Annotated in this window: 15 protein-coding genes; 4 read left to right on the top strand and 11 right to left on the bottom strand. The window is 67.4% G+C overall.

Annotated features, from left to right (window positions below):
- Nucleotides 1-89: 89 nt before the first annotated feature.
- The 5 genes from lptB to argS form a co-directional block, all read right to left on the bottom strand.
- Complete coding sequence (lptB, locus tag QF040_RS22285; RefSeq protein WP_013538951.1) at nucleotides 90-884, bottom strand: LPS export ABC transporter ATP-binding protein; 795 nt, start codon at nucleotides 882-884, stop codon at nucleotides 90-92.
- Entirely contained in the window at nucleotides 881-1,597 is a 717-nt protein-coding gene (gene lptA / locus QF040_RS22290; RefSeq protein ID WP_429612852.1) for a lipopolysaccharide transport periplasmic protein LptA, read from the bottom strand. Before lptA ends, lptB begins: the two co-directional genes overlap by 4 nt.
- A gap of 193 nt (nucleotides 1,598-1,790) precedes the next feature.
- On the bottom strand, nucleotides 1,791-2,438 hold the full coding sequence (locus tag QF040_RS22295) for a thiol:disulfide interchange protein DsbA/DsbL (protein WP_429612853.1): 648 nt from the start codon (nucleotides 2,436-2,438) through the stop codon (nucleotides 1,791-1,793).
- A gap of 160 nt (nucleotides 2,439-2,598) precedes the next feature.
- Nucleotides 2,599-3,366, bottom strand: a complete 768-nt coding sequence (locus QF040_RS22300; RefSeq protein WP_429612854.1) for an SPOR domain-containing protein — start codon at nucleotides 3,364-3,366, stop codon at nucleotides 2,599-2,601.
- A gap of 14 nt (nucleotides 3,367-3,380) precedes the next feature.
- Nucleotides 3,381-5,066, bottom strand: a complete 1,686-nt coding sequence (gene argS, locus QF040_RS22305) for an arginine--tRNA ligase (protein ID WP_429612855.1) — start codon at nucleotides 5,064-5,066, stop codon at nucleotides 3,381-3,383.
- 131 nt (nucleotides 5,067-5,197) lie between these two features.
- Between argS and QF040_RS22310 the strand changes: the two genes are divergently transcribed.
- The gene (locus tag QF040_RS22310) at nucleotides 5,198-5,542 is read left to right on the top strand and encodes a hypothetical protein (protein WP_429612856.1); all 345 of its coding nucleotides are present in this window, start codon (nucleotides 5,198-5,200) and stop codon (nucleotides 5,540-5,542) included.
- A gap of 68 nt (nucleotides 5,543-5,610) precedes the next feature.
- Here QF040_RS22310 and QF040_RS22315 read toward each other — a convergent pair whose 3' ends face one another.
- From QF040_RS22315 to QF040_RS22330, 4 genes are all read right to left on the bottom strand, one after another.
- Entirely contained in the window at nucleotides 5,611-6,063 is a 453-nt protein-coding gene (locus tag QF040_RS22315; protein WP_429612857.1) for a DUF2214 family protein, read from the bottom strand.
- Nucleotides 6,064-6,125: 62 nt separating this feature from the next.
- A complete protein-coding gene (locus tag QF040_RS22320) occupies nucleotides 6,126-7,052 on the bottom strand; it encodes a LysR family transcriptional regulator (RefSeq protein ID WP_307644782.1) in 927 nt (308 codons plus the stop codon).
- Nucleotides 7,053-7,090: 38 nt separating this feature from the next.
- Nucleotides 7,091-8,290: a CaiB/BaiF CoA transferase family protein gene (locus QF040_RS22325; RefSeq protein ID WP_429612858.1), complete on the bottom strand. Its 1,200-nt coding sequence runs from the start codon at nucleotides 8,288-8,290 to the stop codon at nucleotides 7,091-7,093.
- Nucleotides 8,283-9,218, bottom strand: a complete 936-nt coding sequence (locus QF040_RS22330; protein WP_429612859.1) for a hydroxymethylglutaryl-CoA lyase — start codon at nucleotides 9,216-9,218, stop codon at nucleotides 8,283-8,285. The genes QF040_RS22325 and QF040_RS22330 overlap by 8 nt, the downstream gene beginning before the upstream one ends.
- Nucleotides 9,219-9,336: 118 nt before the next feature.
- Here QF040_RS22330 and QF040_RS22335 point away from each other — a divergent pair, with 118 nt between their 5' ends.
- A complete protein-coding gene (locus QF040_RS22335; RefSeq protein ID WP_429612860.1) occupies nucleotides 9,337-10,077 on the top strand; it encodes an IclR family transcriptional regulator in 741 nt (246 codons plus the stop codon).
- A gap of 141 nt (nucleotides 10,078-10,218) precedes the next feature.
- Here QF040_RS22335 and QF040_RS22340 read toward each other — a convergent pair whose 3' ends face one another.
- Both QF040_RS22340 and hisC read right to left on the bottom strand, forming a co-directional pair.
- Nucleotides 10,219-11,187: a Bug family tripartite tricarboxylate transporter substrate binding protein gene (locus tag QF040_RS22340; protein WP_429612861.1), complete on the bottom strand. Its 969-nt coding sequence runs from the start codon at nucleotides 11,185-11,187 to the stop codon at nucleotides 10,219-10,221.
- Between the two features lie 43 nt (nucleotides 11,188-11,230).
- Nucleotides 11,231-12,208, bottom strand: coding sequence for a histidinol-phosphate transaminase (gene hisC, locus QF040_RS22345; RefSeq protein ID WP_429612862.1), 978 nt, complete (start codon nucleotides 12,206-12,208; stop codon nucleotides 11,231-11,233).
- Between the two features lie 245 nt (nucleotides 12,209-12,453).
- Between hisC and QF040_RS22350 the strand changes: the two genes are divergently transcribed.
- Both QF040_RS22350 and QF040_RS22355 read left to right on the top strand, forming a co-directional pair.
- A complete protein-coding gene (locus tag QF040_RS22350) occupies nucleotides 12,454-14,628 on the top strand; it encodes a malate synthase G (protein ID WP_429612863.1) in 2,175 nt (724 codons plus the stop codon).
- Nucleotides 14,629-14,756: 128 nt separating this feature from the next.
- Entirely contained in the window at nucleotides 14,757-16,022 is a 1,266-nt protein-coding gene (locus tag QF040_RS22355) for an MFS transporter (RefSeq protein ID WP_429612864.1), read from the top strand.
- The last annotated feature ends 21 nt before the right edge of the window (nucleotides 16,023-16,043 follow it).

Below are 16,043 nucleotides of genomic sequence, written 5' to 3' on the forward strand. Positions count from 1 at the left end.
GGCCGCTTCGGGCGGCCGTGCGCGGCGGCCCCCGCGAAAAAACTCCGCGCGGGCGCTGGCCACGTTCATCCTTGACCCTCGCCGCACGATCACATCCGGAAATGCTCGCCCAGGTACACCCTGCGTACCTCGGCGTTGTCGACGATCTCCGAGGGTGTGCCTTGTGCCAGCACGTGCCCGTCGCTGATGATGAAAGCGTGATCGCAGATGCCCAGCGTTTCACGCACGTTGTGGTCGGTGATGAGCACGCCGATGCCACGTTCTTTCAGGAAACTGATGATCCGCTGGATCTCGATCACCGCGATCGGGTCGATGCCGGCGAACGGCTCGTCCAGCAGGATGAAGCGCGGCTGGGTGGCCAGCGCGCGTGCAATTTCGACGCGGCGGCGTTCGCCGCCCGACAACGCAAGCGCGGGCGAATCGCGCAGGTGATCGACGCGCAGGTCGGTCAGCAGTTCGGACAGGCGCTCCTCGATGTGCTTCTTGGAGAGCGCCACCACCTTGCCGTTCTCGTCGGGTTCGCGCTGCAGCTCGAGCACGGCGCGCACGTTTTCCTCGACCGTGAGCTTGCGGAAGATCGATGCTTCCTGCGGCAGGTAGCTCAGGCCCATGCGGGCGCGCCGGTGGATCGGCATGTGGGCGATCGGCTCGCCGTCGATGGTGATCTCGCCCGCATCGGCGCGCACCAGCCCGACGATCATGTAGAACGATGTGGTCTTGCCGGCGCCGTTCGGGCCGAGCAGGCCGACGACTTCGCCCTTCTGCACGTCGAGCGAGACGTCCTTCACGACGGTGCGGCTGCCATAGCTTTTCTGCAGGCCGCGAGCGACCAGGCGGCTGCCCGGGACGGTGTTGGCTTCCTGGATTCCGGCGGTTTCGATCACTTGCGCCCTTCTCCCTCTCCACTCAGCGTGGTGGTCGAGCGCAGGCCGGTGCCGGGCGCGGGGGTGGAAGCCGGTGCCGCGGGCTTCGCGCCGGCCGGGGCCGAGGCGCCGGGCTTCGGCGCGGTGGCGGCCTTGGGCGTGAGGATGGTCTTGACGCGGCCGGTGGGGGTCGATGCGTTCACCGCCGTGTTCGGCGGCACGGTCGAACCGTTGACGGTGTAGGTGTCGTTGCTCTGGTCGTAGACGATCAGCGCGCCCTGGCTTTCGTCGTTCGGGGTGGCGCCAAGCAGGCGACGCATGGTGGCGTTGCGGATGAACTTGACGTTGTCGGCGCGGCTGTCGTACTCGATGACTTCGGATTCGCCCTCGATCCACTCGTCGGGCGCATTGCGCTTCTGCTTGTAGTAAGCGCGCTTGCCGGGTGCCGCGGTGACCACGCCGTACTGGTAGCCCTCGGCATCCTGGCGCACATCGAGGCGCGCGCCGCGGATGATGATCGTGCCCTTCGTGACGAGCACGTTGCCGGTGAACACGCTGGTCTGCTTCAGGTCGTCGTAACGCATGGCGTCCGACTCGATGTTCATCGGCTTGCTGCGGTCGGCGGTCTCGGCCAGGACGCCCGAAGCGAGGCCAGCCAGCAACAGCGCGCCGATGGCCAGGCGGCCGATGCGACGGATGAGGGGGGTGTTGTTTGGGTAGGAGGGCAATGTCATAGAGGCACGAAACTTGCTCTGAACCATTGTATGCGGCGGATTAACACCAGTTACCAACCCCGATGAAAAAGGCCCGCTGAAGCGGGCCGGTGTTCCCATCGGGAGACACCGCGGAACCGGCTCCGCCGGCCGCAGGTGTCGCTCCCTGCAAGGGGTGGCGCAGCGGACACGATGTACCGCGCAGCCCGGGGGGTCAGCCCTTCTTTGCTTCGCCGACCAGGAAGTTGACCACTTGCAGCACGTTGGTCATGTTGCCGGCGGTCTCGCCGTCCACATACCAACGGCCGGCCACGGCCATCGCCGGGACGCCTGCCACCTTGTAGGCGTCGGTCATCTGCGAGGCGCGCTTGGCCTTGCTGGCCACGCCGAACGAGGTGAAGATTTCCTTGAACTTGGTGCCGTCGATGCCGTTGGCCGCAACCCAGGCAATGATGTTGGCGTCGCCGTTCACATTCTGACGCTGCTTGTGGATCGCGTTGAAGACCTTCGGCTGGAATTCGTCGACCTTGCCCATCGCCTCGAGCGCGTAGTACAGGCGCTGCTTGGCTTCGACGTCGTTGCCCACGAAAGGCACCGGGATGCGGCGCAGGACCACGTCCTTCGGCGCCGTCTTGGCCCAGGCTTCGAGCGACGGTTCGAAGTCGCTGCAATGCGGGCAGTTGTACGAGAAGAACTCGACCACCTCGACCTTGCCGGCCGGTGCATCGACAGGCACCCGCTTGTCGAGCACGAGGTAGTCCGCGCCGGCCTTGGGCATGCGCGCCTGGGCGTGGGCCGGGTTGGCGGCCAGCGAAAGCAGCCCGAGCGAAGTGGCGGCCAGCGAAAAGTCACGACGTTTCATTGAAAGGGTTCTCCTGTTGGTACGGCAGACTGAGCCGGGGCGCGGCGAGGAGTTCCTCGCAAGCGATCACCCGGCACGCCCGGGGCGCTGAATGGTGGCGGCAAATGCCGCGCGGCGAAGCTTAAGGGCTATTTGTGGTAGCAACGGAGCGTCCGGACGGTCAGCGCTGCACGCGGACCAGGGCCGATTCGAGACCGCCACCATCGAGCCGCTCCTTGAGGCGGTCGGCGTCGTCCTTCTTGTTGAACGGACCGGCGCGCACGCGGTAGACCGTGCGGCCGGCCTGCTCGCGCTCGGTGACCCGGGCCTCGACGCCCATCAGCGACAGCTTGGCGCGCTGTGCCTCGGCATCGTCGGTGGTGCGGAAGGCGCCGGCCTGCACGAAGTACATGAACGGGTCGGCGCCGGAAGACGCCGCGGCGCTGTTGTTGGCATTGCTGCTTGGCGCGGCGGATGCCACGGTCGTGCTGCCCGAGCCGGTGCCCGCGCGGGCACGGGCCAGGTCGCCCAGCGGATCGTTCGACGCCGGCAGCGCATTGGCTTCGGCCGGCACGGGCGCCGCACGCGTCGGCTTGGGCGCGACCACCACCGGCACCGGTGCGGTGGCCGGGGGCGGCGTGCCGGGTGCGACGGCGGTGGTGCTGGTGGCGGGTTCGCCGGTGACCGGGTTGACCGGACCGGTAGCGGCCGGCGGCGTCGGTCTGGCGGCGCCGGCCTTGCCGGCCAGCGGTGCGTTGGGGTCCCAGTCGCGGTTCTTGCGGGCCTCGGCTTCGTCCTGCTCGGCGCCGCCCTTTTGCGTCTTGGTCACGAACGGGATCGGCACCTTGGTCACGTAGACCGCGATGCCCAGCGCCACGCCCAGGCCGATCACCAGCCCGATGATCAGGCCGATGACGATGTTGCCGCGTTGTCTGGTTGTCTTCTTCATGGGAGTGAGGTTGTTCACATCTTGTTCGGCGCACTGACGCCGAGAATCGCGAGGCCATTGTGCAGCACCTGCGCGGTCGCGGCGACCAGCGCCAGGCGGGCCAGCTTGACCTTTTCGTTGTCCACCAGAATGCGCTCGGCGTCGTAATAGCTGTGGTAACTCGCGGCCAGTTCGCGCAGGTAGAAAGTGACGTCGTGCGGGGCGAAATCCTTCGACGCGGCGGTGAGCATGGCCGGGTACTTGGCCAGCAGCAGCATCAGCGCCTGCGCTGCCGGGCTTTCCAGCGGCGACAGGTCCACATCCTTCAGCGTGGCGGCGTCGCCACCCCAGCCGGCCAGCACCGAGCAGATGCGCGCATGCGCGTACTGCACGTAGTACACCGGGTTGTCGTTGTTCTTGGTCACCGCGAGGTCGACGTCGAAGGTGTATTCGGTGTCGGGCTTGCGGCTCAGGAGGAAGAAGCGCACGGCATCGGTGCTCGTCCACTCGATCAGGTCGCGCAACGTGACGTAGCTGCCGGCGCGCTTGCTGATCTTGACCTCTTCGCCGCCCTTCATCACGCGCACCATCGTGTGCAGCACGTAGTCGGGATAGCCCTCGGGAATGCCTTCGCCCGCCGCCTGCAGCCCGGCGCGCACCCGCGCGATCGTGCCGTGGTGGTCGGTGCCCTGGATGTTCACGACCTTGTGGAAACCCCGCTCCCACTTGGCAATGTGATAGGCGACGTCGGGCACGAAGTACGTGTACGTGCCGTCCTTCTTCTTCATCACGCGGTCTTTGTCATCGCCGTAGTCGGTCGATCTGAGCCAGAGAGCGCCGTCTTCCTCGTAGGTCTTGCCGGCGGCCACGAGCTTGCCCACGGCGGCCTCGACGCGGCCGCTGATGTAGAGGCTGGACTCGAGGTAATAGTTGTCGAAGCGCACGCGGAAGGCCTGCAGGTCCAGGTCCTGTTCGCGACGCAGGTACGCCACGGCGAATTCGCGGATCGAGTCGATGTCGTCGATGTCGCCGCTCGCGGTGTATTCGCGGTCGTCCGACTTGACGGTTTTCTTGGCCTTGAAGTCCTCGGCGATGTCGGCGATGTAGTCGCCGTTGTAGGCGGGTGCCTTTTCGCCGCTCGGCCACTCCGGGTCGCCGGGCTTGAAGCCGCGGGCGCGCAATTGCGTGCTGTTGGCCAGTGTCTGGATCTGCACGCCGGCGTCGTTGTAATAGAACTCGCGCCAGACGCTGTCGCCCTGCGAGGCGCGCAGGTTGCAGATGGCGTCGCCCAGCGCCGCCTGGCGGCCGTGGCCCACATGCAGCGGACCGGTCGGATTGGCCGAGACGAACTCGACCAGCACCTTCTCGCCGGTGGCGGGCTGCTGGCCGAAAGTGTGACCTGCAGCCAGCACTTCGCGCACGATCTGCTGCTTGGCGGCGGTCTTCAGGCGGATGTTGAGGAAGCCGGGCCCGGCGATCTCGATGGCCTCGACCCATTGGCCGAAAGCGGGGGTGGCGAGCAGCGCAGCGCTCAGTTGCTCGGCCAGTTCGCGGGGCTTCTTCGCGAGCGGTTTGGCGAGCTGCATGGCGGCGGTGCTGGCGAAATCGCCATGCGCCGCCACCTTGGGCGATTCGAACGCGGCTTTGGCGCCGGCACCGGGGGAGAGGGATTCGAGCGTGTTCGCGAGCGCCGCGAGCAGCTCCTGTTTGACCAATAGCATCTGTGAATTTTACCGGGGGCAAACCCGGGCGCTGTTGACGATCGTCATCCGATCGTTGCCTCCGGCCGTTAGGATGAGCGGCCCCGGGGCGGGGCACCTGTCACAACTCCACCTTGCAAGGACATATCACCATGAAGAAGTTCCTTTCCCTGGTCGCCCTGGGCGCCTGCCTGACTTTCGGCGCCGCACAGGCACAAGACAAGGCTCCCGCGCCCGCTGTCGCCCCGGCCGCCGCCGCTCCCGCTGCCGCGGCACCCGCCGCTGGCGCCACCTGCGATGCCAAGGCCATCGACAAGAACGGCAAGCCCCTGGCCGGCGCCGCCAAGGCCAGCTCCATCAAGAAATGCGAGAAAGACACCAAGGCCGCCGCAGCCCCCGCTTGCGCCGCCAAGGCCATCGACAAGAACGGCAAGCCGCTGGCCGGCGCCGCCAAGAACAGCTTCATCAAGAAGTGCGAGAAGGACGCCAAGGCCTGATGAGGCCCGCGTCGCGCTGATAAAGAACAGCGCAGAAAGAAAGAGCCCGACCCGTGCGGGCTTTTTTATTACTTGCCGAAGCCGCGCGCCAGGAACACGGCGACCAGCGGGATCAGTGCGATCAGGTGGGCCTGCACCATCACCAGCCTGCGCGTCTTCCTGATGTCGTCCTCGACCGGCAGCTTGCCGGTGGAACGCAGCGTCTTGCGCCAGCGGAAGTAAGTGAGCGTCGGAAAGATCGACAGCACGCCCACGATGATGAAGAGCCCCAGCTTCACGTGCAGCAGCGGGTTGGTCCAGTACCAGGCCGTGCCCTTCACGCCCCACCAGGTGCGCGCGATGCCGGTGACGAGCACCGCGATGGCGGCGATGCCGTAGACCATGTCGACCTTGGCAAGCCGCTCGACGACCGCGGCGTTGAGCCACTGCACGCGGCACAGGGCGGCCTCGCTGGAAATGAACACGACCATCGTGAGGATGGCGAGCAAGTGCACGTAGGCGAGGATGGCTTCGAGGGTCATCGATGGCTTTCTTCCGGAACGGGTTGCAAATGCAAACAGATTGTGCCGCCGCTCTCGCACCGTCAGGCCGTTCGTCCCCAGAATTCCGGTTGTCCGTATTGGTCCTTGAGGAAATCAAGCCACAGTCGCACCCGCAGCGGCAGGTGCTTGGCGCCCGCGAACACCGCGTAGATGCCGTTGGGCGGCGCGGCGAATTCATCGAGCACCGGCACCAGGAGGCCCGCGTCGATCTCGGCCTCGACCTCCCAGGTGCTGCGCCAGGCGATGCCGTGGCCGGCCAGGCACCAGTCGTGCAGCACCTGGCCGTCGGAGCAATCGAGCGGGCCGCTCGGGCGCAGGTGGATCAGCTCTTCCACGCCGGCCTCGGTGGTGACGCGAAAGGCCCAGCCGCGCGTCTGCGAGGCATCGCTCGACAGCGTGAGGCAGGCGAAGCGCGACAGATCGCCCGGGTGCTTCGGCGTGCCGTGGCGGCGCAGGAAATCGGGCGTCGCCACGCAGCGGCGGCGGTTGTCGGCGAGGCGCACGCTCACGAGCGATGAATCGGGCAGGTCGCCCACGCGCACCGCGCAATCGAAGCTCTCGCCGGTCACGTCGACCACGCGGTCGCTGAGGTTGAGCGAGATCGTCACCTCCGGATGCAGCGCATGAAAGCGCGGCACCAGCGGCGCGACATGCCGGCGCCCGAAGCCGGCCGGCGCCGTCACCCGCAGATGCCCGCTCGCTTTGACGCCGCCGGCGCTCACGCTGGCCTCGGCGTTCTGGAATTCGGTGAGCAGCCGCTGGCAGTCTTCGAGAAAGGCGCTGCCCTCGTGCGTGAGCGTGATGCGCCGCGTGGTGCGCACCAGCAGCTTCACGCCGAGGCGCTCCTCCAGCGCATCGAGCCGGCGTCCCATGATCGCGGGCGCCACCCCCTCGGCCTTGGCCGCGGCCGTGAGGCTGCCGCGGGTCGCGACCGAGACGAAGGATTCAAGTTGCTTCAGGCGGTCCATGGGGCGGGAACTATATAGATAGAGCCCGCCATAAGGCCTCAGCCGCCGGAGGTTGCGCCAGCGGCGCGAAGCGCGGCGATTTCCGGCTCGCTGTAGCCCACTTCCCTCAGCAACTCGTCGCCGTGCTCGCCGATGCGCGGCGGCTGCAGGCGGATGCCGGGGCGCTGGCCGCCGAGCGTGAAGGGCGCGAGCGGCACCTTGGCCATGTGGCCGTCGTTCATGCGCACCGGTGCGAGGCCACCGGTGGCGTTCAGATGCGGATCGTCGAAGAGCTCCTCTGGCTTGGTGATCGGCGCGAACGGCAACTCGTTCTGCTCGAACACGGCAGCGAGTTCGGCCGCGCTGCGGTCGGCCAGGTGCGAGCGCAGGATCGGCATCATCCAGTCGCGCGCGCGCACGCGGTCGTTGTTGGTCTTCAGGCGCGGGTCGGCCAGCATGTCTTCCAGGCCGAAGGCCTTGCAGAAGATGGCCCACTGCTTGTCGCTGACGGCCGCAAGAAAGATCTGCTCGCCGTCCTTCACGGTGAAGACGTCGTACACCGCCCAGGCCGAGATGCGGCTGGGCATCGGGTCGGCCGCCTTGCCCGTGGCGGCGAACTGCATCATGTGCTGCGCGACGAGGAACACGTTGTTCTCGAACAGCGCCGCCTGCACCTCGCAGCCCTTGCCGGTCGCATCGCGCTGGCGCAGCGCGGCCATCGCGCCGATGGCGCCGAACATGCCGCCCATGATGTCGTTCACGCTGGTGCCCGCGCGCAGCGGGTCGCCCGAGCGGCCGGTCATGTAGGCGAGGCCGCCCATCATCTGAACCACTTCGTCCAGCGCCGTGCGGTGGTCGTAGGGGCCGGGCAGGAAACCCTTGTGGCTCACATAGATGAGGCGCGGATTGAGCTTGCTGAGCGTCTCGTAGTCGAGCCCCAGTTTCTTCATCGTGCCGGGCTTGAAGTTCTCGCTCACGATGTCGGCGGTGGCGATCAGGCGCAGCGCGGCCTCCACGCCTTCGGGCTTCTTCAGGTCGAGCGCGATGCTCTTCTTGTTGCGGTTGAAGGTCGGGAAAAAACCCGAGCCCGAACCGAGCAGGCGGCGCGTGTTGTCGCCCTCGATGGGCTCGACCTTGATGACCTCGGCGCCGAGGTCGGCCAGCAGCAGCCCGCAGGTCGGGCCCATGACCATGTGGGTGAACTCGACGACGCGGACGCCCGCATAGGGAAGGGAGGGCGGTGGATTGGCTTCAGACATGTGTGTTGTGTTCCTGGACAAAACCTTTGGGCAACCCGGCTTCCGGCGTCATGCCGTAGACCGGTTCGCCGGGCAGGCCGGCCATGAGCGGCGCGCGCGCCGCGATGAGTTTCCGGATGTCGATGCCGGTGCGGACGCCCATGGCCTCGAACATGAAGACGAGGTCTTCGGTCACGGCGTTGCCCGAGGCGCCGGGCGCGTAGGGGCAGCCGCCGAGACCGCCGAGCGAGGCGTCGAAGGTGCGCACGCCTTCGTCCCACGCTGCCAGGCAGTTCGCGATGCCGAGGCCGCGCGTGTTGTGCATGTGGGCCGCACCGGCGTGCGTGCCGAGTTCCGCGCGCAGGCGCTTGAAGAGTCGACGCACCTGCGCCGGGTTGGCGTAGCCGACGGTGTCCGAAAGGCCCGCTTCTTCGGCACCGGCTTCGATGCATTGCGCGGCGAGGCGGATCACGTCGTCTTCCGGCACCAGCCCCTGCAGCGTGCAACCGAATGCGGTGGAGATGCCGGCTTCGAGCTTGACCTGCGGCGCAATGGCGCGGCGCAGGTCGGAGATGGCGCGCACCTCCTCGACCATTTCCGTCGGCGTCTTGCGAACGTTGGCGAGCGAATGCGCCACGCTCGCCGACACCGGCATCGTGAGCTTGTGCACGCCCGCTTCGAGCGCGGCCTGTGCGCCTTTGCGGTTGGGCACCAGCGCCATCACGGTAAGCCCGGGCAGCGTGATCGCATGCCGCACCACGTCGGCGGCGTCGGCCATCTGGGGCAGCAGCTTCGCTGGCACGAAGGAAGCGACCTCGATCTCGCGCACGCCGGCGGCGTAGAGCGCGTCGATCCAGCGCAGCTTGTCGGCCGTTGGCATGGTGGCCTTGACCGATTGCAGGCCGTCGCGCGGGCCGACCTCGCTGATGAGGACGTCGGGGGGTGTCATCAACTTCGTCTCCTTGGAGCGATCTTGGTGTGGATCGCTTGACTGTTCTGCTGGACAGAACTAAATTCCGTTAAACAGAATTACACCGTCGATCGACTTTCCCTGTCAAGTCACGCCCATGCCCCGCAAAGCCCAGACCGAATCGCTTTCCGACCTCAACGCCGCACCCGGCGGTGCCGCCGCGGTCGATCGCGCGCTGAGCCTGCTGTCGGCGTTCCAGCCGGGCGACGAAGCGCTGTCGCTCGCGCAGTTCGCCGAGCGCACGCAGCTCTACAAGAGCACGGCGCTGCGGCTTTTGGCATCGCTCGAACACGCGCGGTTGATCCGCCGGCAGGACGACGGCCGCTACGCGCTGGGCATGGAGATCGCGCGGCTGCATGGGCTCTATACCGCGTCGCAGTCGCTCGACCGCATCGTGCTGCCGATGCTGCGTGCTCTCGCAGCCGCCACTGGCGAAAGCGCGGCGTACCACGTGCGGCAGGACCAGGGCGACGGCTGGGTGCGCCTGTGCCAGTTCCGCGTCGATTCATCGCATGTGGTGCGCGACCACGTCCGCGCGGGCGACCTCTTGCCCAATGACCGCGGCGCCGGTGCGCGCGTGCTGATCGCCTTTGGTCCCGATACCGAACGGCCGCGCGGCGCGAGGGAACGCAAGCTGTATGAAGCGATCCGCGCGCAGGGTTTCTGCGCGCTGGTGGGCGATCGAACGGCCGAACTCGCGGGCATCTCGGCGCCGGTGTTCCATGCGGACGGCAGCCTCGCCGCGGCAGTCACGCTGACGATGCCGACGCACCGCTATGACGAGGCTTACATCGAGCCCGTGCGCGCTGCGGCGAAGGAGCTCAGCGGGCAGGTCTGATGTGAAGCTCTTGCCCCTTCCCCTTCCGGGGGAAGGTTGGCATGGGGGGCAAGCGGCACTTGTTCAGCGATGTGTTTCATCGACCGCCGCTTGCCCCCACCCCGGCCCTCCCCCGGGAGGGGAGGGAGAAATGCGGGACCTTCAGGATTCGGCCTTGAAGCCCGAGTTCTTGATCGGCATTTCCCAGCGCTTGAGGTGCGCCGCTTGAATAGCGGCCAGTTCGGCCGGGCTCGCATGCGCCGGCACGAGCCCCAGCGCATAGATCCTGTCCTGCACATCGGGCATGCGCAGCGCGTCGGCCACGGCCTTGTCGATGCGCGCCACCGTTTCGGGCGACATCCCCGGCGGGCCGTAGAGGCCGAAGAACGCATCGGCCGTCACGTTGATGCCGGCCTCCTTCAGCGTCGGCACGTCGGGCAGCGCGCGGCTGCGCTGCTCGCCCGTCACTGCAAGGATGCGCACCTTGCCGGCGCGGTGATGCTCGATGGTTTCGGAGGCGGTGTCGACCATCAGCGGCACCTGTCCGCCGATCAGGTCCTGCGCGGCCGGCGCGCCGCCGCGGTAGGCGACATGCGTCATCGGGACGCCTGCCGCCTGCGCCAGCAACTGGCCCGCGAAGTGCGGCACCGTGCCCGCGCCCGAGGTTGCGTAGTTGGCCTTGCCGGGGTTGGCCTTCATCCAGGCCAGCACCGTCTTCAGGTCGCCGGGCGGCGCGCCCGGGCCGGCGGTTATCGCGAAGTCGAAGGTGCTGCCGAGCGCGATGGGCGTGAAGTCCTTCGCCGGGTCGTAGCCGAGGTTCGCATAGAGCCACGGGTGAATCACCATCGCGCCGCTCGGCGAGAAGATCAGCACGCTGCCGTCGGGCGGAGAGCGCTTGAGCTCCGCCAGCGCGAGGCGCCCCGCCGCGCCGGGCTTGTTGTCGATGATGACGTTATGCCCTAGCGAGACACGCATCTTGTCGGCCAGGAGCCGCGCCACCACGTCCGCCGAGCCGCCCGGCGGAAACCCGATCAGGATGCGCGTCGTGCGCTCCTGCGCGAAGGCCCTCGGCGCGGTGGCCGCGGCGGCAATGACGGCAGCGGCCTGCGCTGCGAACTGGCGGCGTTTCATGCTTCTGTCTCCTCGGGGGTCGTGGTGGGAATCGGGATCGCGCTCAGCGCAGCGCGGCGAGCAGCGCCTTGTTCTGGTCGGGCAGGCCGACGCTCACACGCAGCCACTGCGGCAGGCCGTAGGGGCCGAGCAGCGAGACCTCGATGCCGGCGGCCAGGAGGCGCGCGTGCACAGCTTGTGCATCGCCGACCTGCACCATGAGGAAGTTGCCGGACGATGGGATGCACGTCAGGCCCAGCTCGGTGAAACCCGCGGCGAGCTGCTCGCGTCCGGCGCTGTTGAGTTCGTAGGTGCGCGCGAGGAATTCCGTGTCGCCGAGCGCGGCCACCGCGGCGGCCTGGGCCGGCGTCGTCACGTTGAAGCGCGGCCGTTGCGCGTTCATGCGCGAAGTCAGCGGCGGCTGCGACACGCCGTAGCCGATGCGCATCCCCGCGAGGCCGAAGGCCTTGGAGAAGGTGCGCGCGACGATCAGGTTCGGCAGGCGCCGCACCCATTCGATGCTGTCGTAGCGCTGCGCGGGCGAGAGGTATTCGGTGTAGGCCTCGTCGAGCAGCACCGTCACGTGCGCGGGCACCGATTGCAGAAAGGCCAGCAGCGGCGCAGCATCGATGAAGGTGCCGGTCGGGTTGTTCGGGTTGGCGACGAAGACCAGCTTGGTGTCTTCGGCGATCGCGGCGCGCATCGCGTCGAGGTCGTGGCCGAAATCTTGCGAGGGCACGACGGTGGCGCGTGCATGGGCATGCGCCGTGGCCTGCGCGTAGACGATGAAGCCGTACTGCGAATAGACGACGTTCTCGCCCGGTTTCAAGCTCACCTGCGCGGCGAGTTCGAGGATTTCGCTCGATCCGCTGCCGAGCGTGAGCCACTCGGGCGACACGTCGAGCCGGGCGGCCAGTGCATTCTTGAGCGTGGTGCCGTTGCTGTCGGGGTAGTTGCCGGCGCCTTCGAGGGCGGCGGCCGCGGCGCGGCGGGCCGACTCGGGCATGCCGAGCGGGTTTTCGTTGGAAGCCAGGAGGATCATTTCGGCGCGTGCTGGATTTATTTAAGAAATTAAATATATCCCGCGCCCGCAGCGCCTCCATCAGTGCCTACCCTTTGCGTAAAAAGCGGCGCCGAACCGCCATTACCCTCATTTTTGTCATTGATAAATCCCACTTTCGGCTCTTACTCCTTCGTAAGGTATCGAATAAAGTTGACCTACGTCATTGCGACACCCACGTCTTTAGCTTCCGTATTCCGCCGTATTTCGATTTCCAGGAGAGAAAAATGACCGCCCGCACCACCGCCCACGGACTTCAGGTCGCGACCGAGCTCCACCGTTTCATCGAGGACAAGGTCCTGCCCGCCACCGGCGTGGCCAGCGACGCCTTCTGGAAAGGCTTCGACGCCATCGTGAGCGACCTCGCGCCCAAGAACGTCGCATTGCTCGCCGAGCGCGACCGCCTGCAGAGCGAACTCGACGCCTGGCACAAGAAGAACCCCGGCCCGATCGCCGACATGCCGGCCTACCGCGCCTTTCTCGAGAAGATCGGCTACCTGCTGCCGCAACCCAAGGGCGCGAAGGCCACGACCGCGAACGTCGACTCCGAACTCGCGCTGCAAGCCGGTCCGCAACTCGTGGTGCCGATCCTGAATGCCCGCTACGCGCTCAACGCCGCCAACGCGCGCTGGGGCTCGCTGTACGACGCGCTCTACGGCACCGATGCCATCCCCGAAACCGGCGGCGCTGAAAAGGGCAAGGGCTACAACCCGGTGCGCGGCGCCAAGGTCATCGAGTTCGCGCGCAACGTGCTCGACCAGGCCGCGCCGCTGGAAAACGGCTCGCACAAGATGGCGACCGGCTACAGCGTGAAGGACGGCAAGCTGGTCGTCGCGCTGCAGAGCAGCAGCACCGGCCTGGCTGACCCCGCGCAGTTCATCGGCTACCAGGGCGACGCTGCTGCGCCGTCTTCGGTGCTGCTCAAGCACAACGGCATTCACCTCGATATCCGCATCGACCGCAGCACCGCCATCGGCAAGACCGACGCGGCCGGCGTGAGCGACCTGGTGCTCGAAGCCGCGCTCTCGACCATCCTCGACCTCGAAGACTCGGTGGCCGTGGTGGATGCGGCCGACAAGGTGGTCGCATACGCGAACTGGCTCGGCATCGTCGAAGGCACGCTGACGGAAGAAGTCGCCAAGGGCGGCAAGACCTTCACGCGCGGCCTGAACGCCGATCGCGAATACACCGGCGCCGATGGCCAACCCGTGAAGCTGCACGGCCGCTCGCTCATGTTCCTGCGCAACGTGGGCCACCTGATGACCAACCCGGCCATCCTGTACGCGGGCGGCAAGAAAATTCCGGAAGGCATCCTCGATGCCGTGGTGACCACCACCATCGCCACCATCGACTTGAAGCGCAAGGGCAACTCGCGCACCGGCAGCATCTACATCGTCAAGCCGAAGATGCACGGCCCCGCCGAAGTGGCCTTCGCGAGCGAGCTGTTCGGCCGCGTCGAGCAACTGCTCGGTCTGCCCGCCAACACCGTCAAGCTCGGCATCATGGACGAGGAGCGCCGCACCAGCGTGAACCTGAAGGCCTGCATCGCCGAAGCGGCCGCGCGCGTGGCCTTCATCAACACCGGCTTCCTCGACCGCACCGGCGACGAGATGCACACCGCCATGCAGGGCGGCCCGATGATCCGCAAGGGCGACATGAAGTCCAGCGCTTGGATCGGTGCTTACGAAAAGAACAACGTGCTGGTCGGCCTCTCGTGCGGCCTGCGCGGCAAGGCGCAGATCGGCAAGGGCATGTGGGCCATGCCCGACCTCATGGCCGCGATGCTCGAGCAGAAGATCGGCCACCCCAAGGCCGGCGCCAACACCGCCTGGGTGCCCTCGCCCACCGCCGCCACGCTGCATGCGCTGCACTACCACCAGGTGAGCGTGACCGCGGTGCAGCAGGAGCTGGAAAAGATCGATGCCGACGCCGAGCGCGACAACATCCTCAACGCGCTGCTGCAGGTGCCGATCGCACCCGAAGCCAAGTGGACGGCCGAAGAGCGCCAGCAGGAAATCGACAACAACGTGCAGGGCATCCTCGGCTACGTGGTGCGCTGGATCGACCAGGGCGTGGGCTGCTCCAAGGTGCCCGACATCCACAACGTGGGTCTGATGGAAGACCGCGCGACGCTGCGCATCTCGAGCCAGCACATCGCCAACTGGCTGCTGCACGGCGTGGTGACCAGGGCGCAGGTCGACGAGACCTTCCAGCGCATGGCCAAGGTGGTCGACGAACAGAACGCGGGCGACGCGCTGTACCAGCCGATGGCCGGCAACTTCGCGACCTCGGCCGCGTACAAGGCGGCGCAGGACCTGGTGTTCAAGGGCATCGAGCAGCCGAGCGGCTACACCGAGCCGCTGCTGCATGCATGGCGTTTGAAGGTCAAGGGCGAGGCCTGATCGGCCTGCGTCCGGCACTGCGCCGGGCTTGAGCCAACGAACGGCGCCTTCGGGCGCCGTTCTGCATGGAGGGCGGCATGCCATTAGCATCGTGCCGCTCCCTTCTTCCTTCAGCCTCTCCCCTCCCGATGAACACGAACGCGGCATCGCCGCCCCCGCCGCGCTGGTCGACCTCCGCGGCCGCCATGCTCGTGGCCCTCGCTTCGGCCTTCGCGCTCAGCCAGGCCTTCCGAACCGTCGGCGCGATGATGGCCACGCCGCTCGGCAGCCACTTCGGTCTCTCGCCGCAGCAACTGGGTACGTGGGCCGGCACCTTCCACTTCACCTTCGGCATCATGCAGCTCGCGATGGGCGTGTCGATCGACATGTTCGGCGTGCGCCGCACGGTGCTCACCACGTTTCCGCTGGCCATCGCGGGGGCTGCGCTCTGCGCGGTGGCGTCGAGCTTTCACATGCTGCTGCTCGGGCAGGCGCTGATCGGCGTCGGCTGCGCGCCGGCGTTCCTCGCGTGCACGGTGTTCATCGCGCGGCATTTCGATGCCGCGCGCTTCACCGCGATGTCGGGCTTGGTGATGAGCCTCGCCGGGCTGGGCATTCTCTTCACCGGCACGCCGCTGGCGCTGCTGATCGAGGCTGCTTCATGGCGCGCCGGCTACACGGTGCTGGCGGCATTCGCCGTGCTGTCGTGGATCGTCATCTTCTGGCGCGTGCGCGAGCCGGCGCGTGCGGCGGACCGGGTGGATCAGGCCGCGCCGGCCGAACGCCAGTCGCTGCGCAAGGCCGTGCGCGAGCTGCTGCCGCTGTTCGCGATGCCGCACACGCTCGGCCTGCTCTGCTTCGCCTGCGTGTCGTATGCGGCTTTCATCACGCTGCGCGGCCTCTGGCTCGGGCCGGTGCTGCACGAGCGCCACGGGCTGTCGCTCGTGGCGAGCGGCAACGTGGCGCTGGTGATGACGGTCACCGGGATGATCAGCCCCGCGCTCTTCGGCCGCCTGGACCCCGGTCCCGCGCAGCGCGCGCGCTGGATGACGGCCTGCGCATCCGCCGGTGCGCTGATGTTCGCCGCGATGGCCCTGACGCATTCGCGTGCGGTCGACATCGGCCTTCCGATCGTCTATGGCCTTCTCTCGGGCTACGGCGTGCTGCAGTACGCCTACACCAAGAGCGCCTATCCGGCCGACATGACGGGACGTGCCATGGCGCTGCTCAACATGGCGATGTTCCTCGGCGTGTCGCTGATGCAATGGACGACCGGCGTGGCCGCCTCATGGGGCGTGGCGAACGGCGTCGAACCGTTCCGCGCGGTGTTCCTTACGGTGGCGGGGATGCTGGCGGTGGGAACCGTGGCATTTCTCGTGCTGCCGCGGGCCGTGGCGCCTGCACGTCCTGGGTAGCGTGCCGTCCCGCCCGAAGGG

Source organism: Variovorax sp. W2I14, assembly GCF_050435205.1.
GTDB lineage: Bacteria > Pseudomonadota > Gammaproteobacteria > Burkholderiales > Burkholderiaceae_C > Variovorax > Variovorax paradoxus_C.

Bases quoted from the DNA above. Each gene is read 5' to 3' on its own strand.
- QF040_RS22325 (WP_429612858.1), bottom strand. From the start codon at position 8,290: ATGTCTGAAGCCAATCCACCGCCCTCCCTTCCCTATGCGGGCGTCCGC.
- QF040_RS22320 (WP_307644782.1), bottom strand. From the start codon at position 7,052: ATGGACCGCCTGAAGCAACTTGAATCCTTCGTCTCGGTCGCGACCCGC.
- QF040_RS22335 (WP_429612860.1), top strand. From the start codon at position 9,337: ATGCCCCGCAAAGCCCAGACCGAATCGCTTTCCGACCTCAACGCCGCA.
- QF040_RS22330 (WP_429612859.1), bottom strand. From the start codon at position 9,218: ATGACACCCCCCGACGTCCTCATCAGCGAGGTCGGCCCGCGCGACGGC.
- QF040_RS22355 (WP_429612864.1), top strand. From the start codon at position 14,757: ATGAACACGAACGCGGCATCGCCGCCCCCGCCGCGCTGGTCGACCTCC.
- QF040_RS22350 (WP_429612863.1), top strand. From the start codon at position 12,454: ATGACCGCCCGCACCACCGCCCACGGACTTCAGGTCGCGACCGAGCTC.
- argS (WP_429612855.1), bottom strand. From the start codon at position 5,066: ATGCTATTGGTCAAACAGGAGCTGCTCGCGGCGCTCGCGAACACGCTC.
- QF040_RS22340 (WP_429612861.1), bottom strand. From the start codon at position 11,187: ATGAAACGCCGCCAGTTCGCAGCGCAGGCCGCTGCCGTCATTGCCGCC.
- QF040_RS22315 (WP_429612857.1), bottom strand. From the start codon at position 6,063: ATGACCCTCGAAGCCATCCTCGCCTACGTGCACTTGCTCGCCATCCTC.
- QF040_RS22295 (WP_429612853.1), bottom strand. From the start codon at position 2,438: ATGAAACGTCGTGACTTTTCGCTGGCCGCCACTTCGCTCGGGCTGCTT.
- hisC (WP_429612862.1), bottom strand. From the start codon at position 12,208: ATGATCCTCCTGGCTTCCAACGAAAACCCGCTCGGCATGCCCGAGTCG.
- lptA (WP_429612852.1), bottom strand. From the start codon at position 1,597: ATGACATTGCCCTCCTACCCAAACAACACCCCCCTCATCCGTCGCATC.
- QF040_RS22300 (WP_429612854.1), bottom strand. From the start codon at position 3,366: ATGAAGAAGACAACCAGACAACGCGGCAACATCGTCATCGGCCTGATC.
- QF040_RS22310 (WP_429612856.1), top strand. From the start codon at position 5,198: ATGAAGAAGTTCCTTTCCCTGGTCGCCCTGGGCGCCTGCCTGACTTTC.